The organism is Sorangium sp. So ce117 (assembly GCF_051524395.1).
In the GTDB taxonomy this organism is placed as follows: Bacteria; Myxococcota_A; Polyangia; order Polyangiales; family Polyangiaceae; genus Sorangium; species Sorangium cellulosum_B.
In genome coordinates this window covers 1222943-1235567 of sequence record NZ_CP150309.1, presented here as the reverse complement: position 1 = coordinate 1235567, position 12625 = coordinate 1222943, and the positions used below count along the sequence as shown (strand labels likewise).

The following is a 12625-nucleotide window of genomic DNA, read 5'->3' as shown; positions in this document are numbered from 1 at the left end:
GTGCGATCTCGACCCTGGCTCCGTGCGCTGCTCTTCGGTGCGGCATCTTGCCTGTGCTTGTGCACGCTCCCCGGGCCCGCAGCCGGCGCGGACGGCGCCGCGGCGACGCCCGCGCCTGACGCGGTGGAGAAGGCGCAGAACCACTTCAAGAAGGGCGCCGCCCTCTACGAGGGCAAGCGCTACGCGCTTGCGCTGGAGCAGTTCCGGGCCTCGTACGCCACCGTGCCGAGCCCGAACTCCCGCCTCTACATCGCGCGCTGCCTCGCGGATCTGGGCGATCACGTCGAGGCGTACCTCGAGTTCGATCAGGTCGCGGCGGAGGCCGCGTCCCGGGCGAAGGACGAGCCGCGCTATGCCCAGACGGAGCAGACCGCGCAGCTGGAGCGCGACGACCTCGCGCGCAAGATCGCCCTCGTCACGGTCACGGTCGCGCACCCGGACGCGGCGACCTCGCTCGCGGTGGCCGGCAAGGACGTCCCGCGCGAGCGGTGGGGCAAGCCGTTCCCGGTCAAGCCCGGCAAGGCGGAGATCGTCCTGCGCACCAAGCTCACCTCGACGCCGCAGACCGTCGATCTCTCGGCGGGCGAAGCGAAGACCGTCGCGCTCGACGCCGAGCCGAGCGGCCCGACCGAGGCCGGCTCCGGCTCTCCGGCGCTCCTCGACGAGGGCCCGAGCCCGCCCTTCTCGGAAGCGCCCTCGCCGCGAGCGTACCTGCGGCCTTATGCCTACGCCGCTGGCGGCGTGGGTGTCGCGGGGCTCGCGATGTTCACCGTCGCCGGGCTGATGGCGAACAGCACCTACAGCGATCTCACCGAGACCTGCAGGGGCCCCTGCCCCGCCGATCGCCAGGACGACGTCGACGCCGGCAAGACCCAGAAGACGGTCGCGAACATCGGCGTCGTGGTCGGCGCGCTCGGGCTCGTCACGGGCACGACCCTGCTCATCCTGAGCTTCACCGGAGGCGGCGCTGGCGGCTCGCAGAGCGCCACGGCCTCGACGCAGCTGCTCGTCGGCCCCGGTTTCGCCGGTCTACGCGGCCAATTCTAACGCGCGCGGCGACGGAGGCGCCCGTGCTGGCGGCGCTCGGGCCGTAGCTGCACAAAAAGGAACGGGCAGGGTCGCTGCTGCGACCCTGCCCGCTTCATGTCGGATGCGCTCGCGGTTGACGCGGAGCGATCAGCGACCGCCCGGGCCCTTGGAGACCTTCGACTTCTTGTCCCCGGAGTGGCCGTGGAACGTGCGCGTCGGGGCGAACTCACCCAGCTTGTGGCCGACCATGTTCTCCGTCACGAACACGGGAACGAACTTCCTCCCATTGTGCACGGCGAAGGTCAGGCCGACCGACTCGGGCAGGATCGTCGAGCGGCGCGACCACGTCTTGATCACCTTCTTGGCATTGGTCGCCTGGGCCGCCTGGATCTTCTCCAGCAGGTGACCGTCAATGAAGGGCCCTTTCTTGATGCTCCTCGGCATGACTAACCCTTGGTCCCGCGCCGCCGAACGATCATCCCGTCGGTGCGCTTGTTGTTCCGCGTCTTGAGGCCCTTGGAGAGCTGACCCCACGGCGAGCACGGATGGCGCCCGCCGCTCGTCCGGCCCTCACCACCGCCCATCGGATGATCGACGGGGTTCATCGTGACACCGCGGTTGTGCGGCCGGCGCCCGAGCCAGCGCGAACGCCCCGCCTTGCCGAGGCTGATGTTCGCGTGCTCGGAGTTCGACACCTGCCCGATCGTGGCGCGGCAATCGAGGTGCACCTTTCGGATCTCACCGCTCGGGAGGCGGACCTGCGCATAGTCGCCGTCCTTCGCCATGAGCTGCGCAGCCACGCCGGCCGAGCGCACGAGCTGACCGCCCTTGCCCTTCTTGACCTCGACGTTGTGGATCGAGGTGCCGGGCGGGATGAAGCGGAGCGTCAGGCTGTTGCCAGGCTTGATGTCCGCGTTCCGGCTCGCGAGCAGCGTCGCCCCCACCGCGAGGCCGTCGGGCGCCAGGATGTAGCGCTTCTCGCCGTCCACGTAGTGCAGGAGCGCGATGCGCGCCGTCCGGTTCGGGTCGTACTCGATCGCGGCGACCTTCGCCGGGACGCCGATCTTGTCGCGCCGGAAATCGATGATCCGGTAGCGCTGCTTGTGACCACCGCCGCGGAACCGCGACGTGATCCGGCCGTTGTTGTTCCGGCCGCCGGTGGACGTCTGCTGCTCCAGCAGCGACCGCTCGGGCTCGACCTTCGTGATCTCCTTGAAGTCGCTGACCGAGTAGTAACGCCGCGCCGGCGAGGTCGGCTTGAAGGATCTGATTCCCATCGCTATTCCGCCTTCTCGTCGAAGAACTGGATCTCGTCACCCTCCTTGAGGGTGACGATCGCCTTCTTCCAATTGCGCAGCTTCGCGTAGCCGCGCCCCATGCGCTTGTCCTTGCCGCGCATGATCAGCGTATTGACGTCCACGACGCCCACCTTGAAGAGCGTCTGGATGGCGTCCTTGATCTGGATCTTGTTCGCCTCGCGGCGGACCTCAAAGATGACCTTGTTGCCTTGGTCGCGGAGCCGGCTCGACTTCTCCGTGAGGATGATTGGCCGGCGGATGATCTGCTCGGGCTGCATGTCGGACTCCCCTGACTAGCGAAGGCAACGCGCCTCGAGCGCCTTGGCGGCGTCCCTCGAGACGATGAGGTGGTCGTGCCTGAGGAGGTCGTAGACGTTGACCCCTTCCGGCGGCAGGTACTGGTGGTTCTCCAGGTTGCGGAGGCTCTTCACCAGCTTGTCGTTGCCGGCCGTGTCGACGACGAGCGACTTCCGATCCGCCTGCAGCGTCGTCAGCGTAGCAGCGATCGCCTTGGTCTTGATCTCGGAGACCTCGAGGCTGTCGAGCACGATGAGCCGGCCCTCCTTCGCGAAGAGCGAGAGCGCGCTCTTCAGGGCGCCGATCCGCACCTTGCGCGGCGGACGGTAGGACCAGTCCTTCGGCTCCAGGGCGTGCGCCATGCCGCCGCCCGCGTGGTGCGGCGCGCGGATCGAGCCCTGGCGAGCGCGGCCGGTGCCCTTCTGGCGATAGAGCTTCTTCGTGGAGCCGGCGACCGCGCTCCGCTCCTTGGTGGCCTTGGTGCCCGAGCGGCGGGACGCGAGCTGCGCCTTCACGACCTCGTAGAAGAGGTGCTCCTTCACCTCGGTCCCGAAGACCTCGTCCGAGAGGTCGAGTTCGCCGACCTGCTCCCGCTTGAGGTTGTAAACGGTAACCTTCATGGTACCTGGACTCCTAGCTCTTGATCTCGACGTCGACGCCGGCCGAAAGGTCGAGCTTCATCAGCGCGTCGAGGGTTTGCTGCGTCGGCTCGATGATGTCGAGAAGCCGCTTGTGCGTCCGGATCTCGAACTGCTCGCGCGACTTCTTGTCGACGTGGGGCCCCCGCAGGACCGTGTAACGGCGGATCTCGGTGGGCAGCGGGATCGGCCCCGCGACGTGCGCCCCGGTCCGCTTCGCCGTCTCGACGATATCGCTCGTCGACTTGTCGAGCAGCTGGTGGTCGAAGGCCTTGAGGCGAATCCGGATCTTGGTTGTATCAGGCATGGTGCTCTTCCTACGCGAGGATCTTGGTGACGACGCCGGCGCCCACCGTCTTGCCGCCCTCGCGGATGGCGAAGCGCATCTGCTCCTCCAGCGCGACCGGGGCGATGAGCTCGATCGTCATCGTGATGTTGTCGCCCGGCATCACCATCTTCACCCCCTCGGGGAGGTTCACCGTGCCGGTCACGTCCGTCGTCCGGATGTAGAACTGCGGCCGGTAGTTGGTGAAGAACGGCGTGTGGCGCCCGCCCTCCTCCTTCTTGAGGACGTACACCTCACCGGTGAACTTCGTGTGCGGCGTGATCGACCCGGGCTTCGCCAGCACCTGGCCGCGCTCGATCTCTTCCTTCTCCACGCCGCGGAGCAGACACCCGACGTTGTCGCCCGCCTGCCCCTGATCGAGCAGCTTGCGGAACATCTCGACGCCGGTCACGATCGACTTCTTCGTGTCCTTGAAGCCGATGATCTGCACCTCGTCGCCGACCTTGATCACGCCGCGCTCGATGCGGCCCGTGGCCACCGTGCCGCGGCCCTTGATCGAGAACACGTCCTCGATCGCCATCAGGAACGGCTTGTCGATGTCGCGCACCGGCTCGGGGATGTAGCTGTCGAGCGCGCCGAGGAGCTGCTGGATCGTCTCCTCCCACTTCGGGTCGCCCTGGAGCGCGGGCAGCGACGCGCCGCGGACCACCGGTGCGTTGTCCCCGTCGAACTTGTACTTCGACAGGAGCTCGCGGACCTCCATCTCGACAAGGTCGAGCATCTCCGGGTCGTCCACCGCGTCGCACTTGTTGAGGAACACGACGATGTGGTTCAGGCCGACCTGACGGGCGAGCAGCACGTGCTCGCGCGTCTGCGGCATCACGCTGTCGAGCGACGACACGACGAGGATCGCCCCGTCCATCTGCGCCGCGCCGGTGATCATGTTCTTGATGTAGTCGGCGTGCCCGGGGCAGTCGACGTGCGCGTAGTGGCGGTTCGCCGACTCGTACTCGACGTGCGCCGCCGCGATGGTCACCGTCTTGGTCTCGTCACGGACCGTCCCGCCCTTCGCGATGTCGGCGTACGAGATCGCCTTCGCCAGGTTGCGCTTCGACTGCACCTTGACGAGCGCCGCCGTCAGCGTGGTCTTGCCGTGGTCGATGTGACCGATGGTGCCCACGTTCACGTGCGGCTTCGTACGAGTGAATTTCTCCTTGGCCATGGCGTCTCTTTAACCTCGCTGCTTGGCGACGATCTCTTCCTGGATCGCTGCTGGAACCGGTGCGTAATGAGAAAACTGCATCGAATGGGTCGCGCGGCCTTGCGTCTTGGAACGGACGTCGGTCGCGTAACCGAACATGGTGGCGAGCGGGACCTCCGCGCGGATCACCCGGGTGTTCGCGCGCTGCCCCATATCGAGGATGCGGCCGCGCCGCGAGTTGAGATCTCCGATGACGTCCCCGAGGTAGTTCTCGGGCGACACGACCTCGACGGCCATCATCGGCTCGAGGAGCACGAGCCCCGCCCTCTTGGCGCCGTCCTGGAAGGCCATCGACGCGGCGACCTCGAACGCGGGCCCGGAGGAGTCGACCTCGTGGTAGCTGCCGAAGTGGAGCCGCACCTTGATGTCGACGACGGGGTAGCCGGCGAGCACGCCGCGGCCCATCGCGTCCCGGATGCCCTTCTCGATCGAGGGGATGAACTCCTTCGGGATGATGCCGCCGACGATGTCGTTCTCGAACACGAAGCCTGCGCCGCGCTCGGCCGGCTCGATGTCGATCCTCACGTGACCGAACTGGCCGTGCCCGCCCGACTGCCGGACGAAGCGCCCCTCCACGTCGGTCGCCTTCTTCGAGATGGTCTCCTTGTAGGCGACCTCGGGCTTGCCGACGTTGGCGTCGACCTTGAACTCGCGCTTCAGGCGGTCGACGATGATCTCGAGGTGGAGCTCGCCCATCCCGGCGATGATCGTCTGGCCCGTGTCCTCGTTCGTGAAGGTGCGGAACGAGGGGTCCTCGTAGGCGAGCTTCTGCAGGCTGAGCCCGAGCTTGTCGAGATCGGCCTTGGTCTTCGGCTCGATGGCGATCGAGATCACGGGGTCGGGGAACTCCATCCGCTCCAGCACGATCGGGTTCTTCTCCTCGCAGAGAGTGTCCCCGGTGCGGGTGTCGCGCAGCCCCACGGCAGCGTAGATGTTGCCCGCGTAGCAGACGTCGATCTCCTCGCGCTTGTTCGCGTGCATGCGGAGGATGCGCCCGAAGCGCTCCCGCTTGCCGCGCGTCGAGTTGAGCACGCTGACGCCGCTCTTCGTCGTGCCCGAGTAGACACGGAAGAAGGTGAGGTTGCCGAACTGGTCGTTCATGACCTTGAACGCCAGCGCCGCGAACGGCTCTTCGTCGCTCGCCTTGCGCGAGACGACCTTCTCCTTCTTGTCGGGCAGCGTCCCCTCGACGGCCGGGATCTCGACCGGCGACGGCAGGTAGTTCACAACGCTGTCGAGCAGGAGCTGGACCCCCTTGTTCTTGAACGCCGAGCCGCACAGGACCGGGACGATCTTGAAGCCGAGGGTGCCCGCGCGGATGGCCGCGTGGATCTCCTGCTCGGTGATCTGGTCGATCTCACCGGCGATGAACTTCTCCATCACCTTGTCGCTCGAGTCGGCGCACGCCTCGATGAGCCTCTCCCGGAGCTCCTTGCAACGCGGCAGGAGGTCGGCCGGGATCTCCTGCCAGTCGTAGCGCTGGCCCTTCGTCTCCTCGTCGAACACGGCGGCCCGGAGGGTCACGAGGTCGATCACGCCGCGGAACGAGTCCTCCGCGCCGAGCGGGTAGTGGATCGCCACCGGGTTCGCGCCGAGGCGCTCGCGGATGGAGTCGACGCACATGTCGAAGTCGGCGCCGACCTTGTCCATCTTGTTGATGAACGCGATGCGCGGGACGCCGTACTTGTCCGCCTGCCGCCACACCGTCTCGCTCTGCGGCTCGACGCCGTTGCCGCCGTCGAACACCGCCACCGCGCCGTCGAGCACGCGGAGGCTACGCTCGACCTCGATGGTGAAGTCGACGTGACCGGGCGTGTCGATGATGTTGATCCGGTGAGAGACGCCCGTCTCGGGGCCCTGCTCCGGCGCCCAGAAGCAGTTCGTCGCGGCGGACGTGATGGTGATGCCGCGCTCCTGCTCCTGGACCATCCAGTCCATCGTGGCTGCGCCCTCGTGGACCTCGCCGATCTTGTAGTTGACACCCGAGTAATAAAGGATGCGCTCGGTGACCGTGGTCTTGCCCGCATCGATGTGGGCCATGATCCCGATGTTGCGCGTCCGTTCCAGGCTGTACTCGCGTGCCACTTTTCCTTCTCCGTCGTGTGATGCGTGGGGTGAGGTTTCCGGACTCAGGATGCAAAACACCCTCTCCAGCCCGGCCCGCCGCTGTTGTGGCGGGCACTTGAACCTGGAGAGGGTGTCGGGGTACAGCAGCAGCTTTTCTAGGTCCCGCGAGGGCGAGCGCTGTCGCGCTCCCTCGAGAAGACCGGCTCTGTAACCCGATCCTTATGTCAGCCGTGCCATCTCGCTCTACGCGTCTCCTCGCCTGGGGATGGGACCTGAAATGACGAACCAGCGCAGATCCGGGATCTGCGCTGGCCTCGCTGACCTACCAGCGATAGTGGGCGAACGCCTTGTTGGCCTCCGCCATCTTGTGCGTGTCGTCGCGCTTCTTGACCGCGTTGCCACGGTTCTGCGCCGCGTCGACGAGCTCGGCGGCGAGCCGCTCGCGCATCGTCTTCTCGCCGCGGCCGCGCGAGTAGGTCACGAGCCAACGCATCGCCAGCGCGACGCGACGCTCGGGGCGGACCTCGACGGGGACCTGGTAGGTCGCGCCGCCGACGCGCCGGCTCTTCACCTCGAGCTTCGGCTTCACGTTGTCGAGCGCCTTGCGGAAGACGTCGATCGGCTCCTCCTTGAACCGGTCGCGCACGATGTCGAACGCGCCGTAGAGGATCCCCTCGGCAGTCGCCTTCTTGCCCGACTGCATCAGGGAGTTCGTGAACTTGGCGACGAGCTTGTCCTTGTACTTCGGGTCCGGAATGATCTTCCGCTTCGGGACTTCGCGACGACGGGGCATCTTCGTTCCTCTGCTGGCTTTCGCGCGGTCAGGCCGTCACGCCTTCGGGCGCTTCACGCCGTACTTCGAGCGCTTGCGGTTGCGGGTCGCTTTGTTGGTGGAGCTGGGCCCGGCAGCGCCGGACGCGTCGAGCGTGCCGCGGACGACGTGGTAGCGCACGCCCGGCAGGTCCTTGACACGGCCGCCGCGGATGAGGACGACCGAGTGCTCCTGCAGGTTGTGGCCTTCGCCCGGGATGTAGCTCGTCACTTCCATCTGGTTGCTCAGCCTGACGCGGCAGACTTTGCGGAGCGCCGAGTTGGGCTTCTTCGGCGTCGTGGTGTAAACACGTACGCACACGCCTCGCCGCTGCGGGCAGGACTTGAGCGCAGGTGAGGCCGTCTTGTAACGAGCGGCCTCGCGGCCTTGGCGGATGAGCTGGCTGATGGTCGGCATAGTGACGCGGATTTCCACCTGAGGGATGGGGACGCGCAGGATACCCAGGAGGCGACCCATGTCAAGCGGGACGAGACCCGTTCGTGTTGGATACGCCAGCGTGCCGTTCGTTCGCGTCGATCCCGTGCGTCGCGCCCGCCGCGTCGGTCGCGCCGTTCACGTCGCCGGCGATGTTCACGTCGCTGGCGTCGGTCGCGTCGGTCTCGTCCGTTGCGCTGGCCGAGCCGCGGCATCGTTCGTGTCGGGCGCGTCGGTCCCGCCGCGCCTGCGGAGGCCGTGTTCTGCGCGTCCCGGCCCCGCGCGAAGGGCTCGTGGGCGTCGTGGGCGCGGCGCGCGGCGGGGGCCGTCCGTGCGCGTCTCGTTCGACGGGGCGCTCGGCGTGCGACTGCGGCTCCCGGGACGCGCGGGAGCCTGCGCGCGCCGCACGAGTCGGACGCCGGCATGCGCCGCGGGCCCTTGGCGGCCCGCCTGCTGTTCGGTACGGTCGCTGCGTGGCGAAGAAGCTTTCACGCGCCCAGCGTAAAGAAAGCCGGCGCAAGGCGCCGCAGAGCAGCCCTGCGTCGAGGCCTGCGTCCGAGGTGGACACGGGGCCCTCGTCGCGCGGCGATCAGGGCGACAGCGCGACAGCGCGAGGCCCCTCGGTAGCGCGCGTCGATCCGACGGCGAGCCGAAGCGGCGATGACCCGCGCGGCGCGCGCACACGCGGCGCCGCTGCGCCGAGCAGCGCGGAGCCCGCGCGGGCGCGCGACGCGGGCGATCGATCCCATCGGAGAGGCGGAGTCGAGGCGCAGGCCGCGCGAGCGCGCGGCGGAAGCGCACAGACGAAGCCAAAGCGAGATCGCGCGCTCCTGGTGTTCCTGGGCCTCGTGGCGCTCGCCGCGGTGATCGTGTTCGCCGCGCAATCCCCCCGCGCCCCAGAGCGCGCCGCGCCGGAGCCCGCGAGAGCCGCTCCGGCAAAGACCCACGCCGCGGAGCCGTCCACCGCGTCCCCCGCCGCGCCGACGGCGACCGACGAGCTGCCGGCTCCACCTCCGGTCGACTCGTCGCCGCCGACGATCGTCACCGCCGAACCGCCCGCAGCGGAGACGGCGCGCGCTGCAACCCCGCAGGGTGCTGCAGCCGGCGCCTCGCCAAAGGGGACAGCTGCCAGCGCTTCTCCATCAGGAGCAGCCGCAGGAGCAGCCGCAGCCGCCCCGCCGAAGAAGCGCACCAGCGCACCGAAGCCGGCCGCCGCCCCGTCCGTGGCGACACCGACAGCGGGGGCGACGCCGGCAGCGGGGGCGACACCGGCAGCGAGAGCGACACCGGCAGCGGAGGCGACGCCTCCGCCGGAGCCCACGCAAAAGCCTGCCGAGCTTCCACACGAGTGATCGCAACCGCCGTGATGAAAGGACGCCCGAGATGCTTCGCTTGAATGCTTCGCCCGACGCCGCTCGAACGCCGGGCCGCTCGCCGAGCGCCCGCGCGCGGGCGCTCGCCCTGCCGCTCGGCGTCGCGCTGTCTGGCCTCCTCGCCGCGGCGACGGCGGGCGCGCAGCCGGCGCCGCAACCCGCTCCGCCGGCTGCCTCCGCGCTGCCCGCTGCCTCTGCGCCGCCCGCTGCCTCCGCGCCGCCCGCTGCCTCCGCGCCGCCCGCTGCCTCCGCGCCGCCGTACCCGACGGTCCCCTACCCGGCGCCGCCGCAGGAGGCCCCGCGGGCTCCGCCAGGGGCCTCGCCGGGCTATCCGCCGCCTGGTCCCCCGGGCGGCTACGCTCCGTACGGCGGCGCCTACCCTCCGCTCCCGCCGGGCTACCCGGTGGCCCCGGCGGAGATCCCGCCTGCTCCGCCCCCGGTTCCCCTGCGCCGGAAAAGCCCGGGCCTCATGCTGGGCGGCATCGCGCTCACCGCCGGCGGCACGATCGCGTTCTTCACCGGGACGGGCCTGCTCGCGTCGGCGAGCAACCGATACGAGATCTACTGCGATTTCGGTGGCTTCACGGGCATCTGCGAGACGCGCTCCGACGGGCGCCGCCAGCTCGCCGGCGCGCTCGTCTCCGTGGCGGGCGGCATCATGATCGCCGTGGGCATCCCGCTCTGGGTCATCGGCGGGAAGAAGGTGCCGGTCAGCGACGCGACGCCCAAGGCGTCGGCCCAGACAACGCTCTCGCTCGGCCCCGGCTCCGCCGCGCTGCAGACGCAGTTCTGAAGGGCTCCCCTCGCCCGATCCTCCCCTCCCCGCGCGCGGGGTCGCGGGGAGGCCTCTACCGCTCCTGCGCGTCGTCGCTCAGGGCAGACCCTTCTTCTTCTTGGCGCCCTTGCGGTGGCGCGGCCCGCCGTCGTCCGTGCCCGCGGGCATGCGGAGGATGTGGAAGCGCCCGCCGCCGCGCGCCAGCGGATCACTGAGCTTCACCCGCTCGCGCGCGAGCTCGATGAAGCGGTGCTGCGACCGCAGCTGGGGGGCGCCGGCGGGCTGCTGGAGCTTGTGGTAGCTGCCGTCGCTCGCGAGCTCCCAGGTCTTCGCCGTGTCGGACATCACGGTGTTCAGCATGTCCTCCACGCGCGCGCGGGTGGCGGGCTCGATGATCGGGATCATCAGCTCGACGCGGCGATGGAAGTTGCGCGGCATCCAGTCGGCGCTCGACATGTAGATCTCCTCGCTGCCGCCGTTCGCGAACCGGAACAGGCGCTTGTGCTCGAGGAATCGATCGATGATCGCGCGCACCTGGATCCGCTCCGACAGGCCCGGGATCCCCGGCCGGAGGCAGCAGATGCCGCGCACGGCGAGCTTGATGTCGACCCCGGCCTGCGACGCCGAGTACAGCGCGTCGATGACGTCGACGTCCACGAGCGCGTTCATCTGCGCCACGATCTCCGCCTTGCGCCCGGCCCGCGCGTGGGCCTCCTCGCGCGCGATGAGGCCCAGCACCGCCTCGTGCAGGCCGAGCGGCGCCACGAGGAGGCGGTTCCACTTGGGCGGCGCGCTGTAGCCGGTCAGCAGGTTGAAGAGCGACGTCATGTCCTCGCCGATCTCCCGGTTCGCCGTGAACAGGCCGATGTCGGTGTAGAGCCGCGCGGTCTGCGGGTTGTAGTTGCCCGTCGACAGGTGCACGTAGCGGCGCAGCTTGTCCTTCTCGCGCCGGACCACGAGCAGCGCCTTCGCGTGCGTCTTCAGCCCGAGCAGGCCGTAGATCACCTGCACGCCGCTCTGCTCGAGCGTCCTCGCCCACTGGATGTTGCTCGCCTCGTCGAACCGCGCCTTCAGCTCGACGATGGCCGTCACCTGCTTGCCGCTCTCGGCCGCGCGCGCGAGCGCCTTCAGGATCGGCGAGTCGCCGCCGGTCCTGTAGAGCGTCTGCTTGATCGCGAGCACGTTCGGGTCGTCGGCGGCGCGGGAGACGAACTCCGCGATCGGATCGAACGACTCGTAGGGGTGGTGCAGGAGCACGTCCTGCTCCCGGATGACGGCGAAGATGTCCTCGACGTCCCGGAAGAGCGGCGGGACCTGCGGCGCGAACGGCTCGTCCCGGTACTCGCGGCGCTCGTCGTCCGCGACGATGCCCATGAGGTCGGCGATGTGGAGCGGCCCAGGCACCCGGTAGACGGCGTGCGACGCGTCGACCTTGAGCGCACGGCAGAGCCGCTGGACCGAGGTGCCGGCGCCCTCGCCGAAGCCGATCTCCAGGCGCACGGCGTTGCCGCGATCGCGCCGGCGGAGCTCGGCCTGGATCGTCTCGAGCAGGTCCTCGCCTTCCTCCTCGTCGATCTCGAGGTCCCAGTTCCGGGTGACGCGGAAGGGGTACGTGCCGCGCAGCCTGCCCGAGGGGAAGAAATCCTTCACGTGCCGGGCGATCACGTCCTCGAGCAGGACGAACGCGCGCGTCGCGCCCTCCACGCGGACCCGCATCAGCCGGCTCAGCCCCGGCGGCACCTGGATGACCGCGAAGCCGGGCTCCTGCGCTTCATGCTCCCGGGAGAACATGATCCCGAGGTTGATCATCTTGTTGCGCAGGTGCGGGAACGGGTGCCCCGGGTCGATCGCGATCGGCGTGAGGATCGGGAAGATGTCCGTGCGGAACCGCTCGTCGAGCGCGCCGAGCTCGGTCGCGTCGAGCTCATCGGGCCGGACGATCACGATGCCGGCGCGCTGGAGCGCCGGGATCAGATCCGAGTGCCACAGCTGGTAGGCGTCATCGACGAGCGCGTGGACCCGAGCGCTGATCGCCACGAGCTGCTCGTGGGGCGTGAGCCCGTCCGGCGGGACCTCGGCGATCGTGCGCTGCGTCTGCGCCTGGAGGCCGGCGACGCGCACCATGAAGAACTCGTCGAGGTTGGAGAAGAAGATGCTCAGGAACTTGAGGCGCTCGAACAGCGGCACCTCGTGCGACCTGGCCTCCGCCAGCACCCGCGCGTTGAACTCGAGCCACGAGAGCTCGCGGTTCAGGTAGTGCGTCGGGTCCCCCTCGATCGGGATCGCCCCCGGGGCGGCCGATATCGACACCGGGCCGCTGGACGGAGCGGAGCTCCCCCCGGACCGCGCGCTGGA

At 69.1% G+C, this 12625-nt stretch carries 12 protein-coding genes; 2 read left to right on the top strand and 10 right to left on the bottom strand.

Annotated features, from left to right (window positions below; translation table 11 throughout):
• Nucleotides 1-1047, top strand: a complete 1047-nt coding sequence (locus WMF46_RS04605) for a tetratricopeptide repeat protein (RefSeq protein WP_437984475.1) — start codon at nt 1-3, stop codon at nt 1045-1047.
• Between the two features lie 129 nt (nt 1048-1176).
• Here WMF46_RS04605 and rpsS read toward each other — a convergent pair whose 3' ends face one another.
• From rpsS to rpsL, 9 genes are all read right to left on the bottom strand, one after another.
• On the bottom strand, nt 1177-1473 hold the full coding sequence (rpsS, locus tag WMF46_RS04600) for a 30S ribosomal protein S19 (protein ID WP_437744334.1): 297 nt from the start codon (nt 1471-1473) through the stop codon (nt 1177-1179).
• A 2-nt stretch (nt 1474-1475) separates the two neighbouring features.
• Nucleotides 1476-2306: a 50S ribosomal protein L2 gene (gene rplB, locus WMF46_RS04595; protein WP_437279857.1), complete on the bottom strand. Its 831-nt coding sequence runs from the start codon at nt 2304-2306 to the stop codon at nt 1476-1478.
• Between the two features lie 2 nt (nt 2307-2308).
• On the bottom strand, nt 2309-2605 hold the full coding sequence (locus WMF46_RS04590) for a 50S ribosomal protein L23 (protein WP_012233478.1): 297 nt from the start codon (nt 2603-2605) through the stop codon (nt 2309-2311).
• Between the two features lie 15 nt (nt 2606-2620).
• A complete protein-coding gene (rplD, locus tag WMF46_RS04585) occupies nt 2621-3244 on the bottom strand; it encodes a 50S ribosomal protein L4 (RefSeq protein WP_012233477.1) in 624 nt (207 codons plus the stop codon).
• A gap of 13 nt (nt 3245-3257) precedes the next feature.
• Nucleotides 3258-3569 carry a 30S ribosomal protein S10 gene (rpsJ, locus tag WMF46_RS04580; RefSeq protein WP_272100105.1) on the bottom strand — a complete coding sequence of 104 codons (312 nt, stop codon included), beginning with the start codon at nt 3567-3569 and terminating at the stop codon, nt 3258-3260.
• Nucleotides 3570-3579: 10 nt separating this feature from the next.
• Complete coding sequence (gene tuf, locus WMF46_RS04575; RefSeq protein ID WP_437984474.1) at nt 3580-4770, bottom strand: elongation factor Tu; 1191 nt, start codon at nt 4768-4770, stop codon at nt 3580-3582.
• A gap of 9 nt (nt 4771-4779) precedes the next feature.
• Complete coding sequence (fusA, locus tag WMF46_RS04570; protein WP_437984473.1) at nt 4780-6894, bottom strand: elongation factor G; 2115 nt, start codon at nt 6892-6894, stop codon at nt 4780-4782.
• A gap of 304 nt (nt 6895-7198) precedes the next feature.
• Nucleotides 7199-7669, bottom strand: a complete 471-nt coding sequence (gene rpsG, locus WMF46_RS04565) for a 30S ribosomal protein S7 (protein WP_012233474.1) — start codon at nt 7667-7669, stop codon at nt 7199-7201.
• 36 nt (nt 7670-7705) lie between these two features.
• Nucleotides 7706-8104 (bottom strand): 30S ribosomal protein S12, encoded by a 399-nt coding sequence (rpsL, locus tag WMF46_RS04560; RefSeq protein ID WP_012233473.1) that lies wholly within the window; start codon nt 8102-8104, stop codon nt 7706-7708.
• A gap of 1401 nt (nt 8105-9505) precedes the next feature.
• Between rpsL and WMF46_RS04555 the strand changes: the two genes are divergently transcribed.
• Nucleotides 9506-10288 carry a hypothetical protein gene (locus WMF46_RS04555; protein ID WP_437984472.1) on the top strand — a complete coding sequence of 261 codons (783 nt, stop codon included), beginning with the start codon at nt 9506-9508 and terminating at the stop codon, nt 10286-10288.
• A 78-nt stretch (nt 10289-10366) separates the two neighbouring features.
• On the opposite strand, the gene ppk1 is transcribed toward WMF46_RS04555, so the two are convergent.
• Entirely contained in the window at nt 10367-12580 is a 2214-nt protein-coding gene (gene ppk1 / locus WMF46_RS04550; protein WP_437914890.1) for a polyphosphate kinase 1, read from the bottom strand.
• Nucleotides 12581-12625 lie beyond the last annotated feature (45 nt).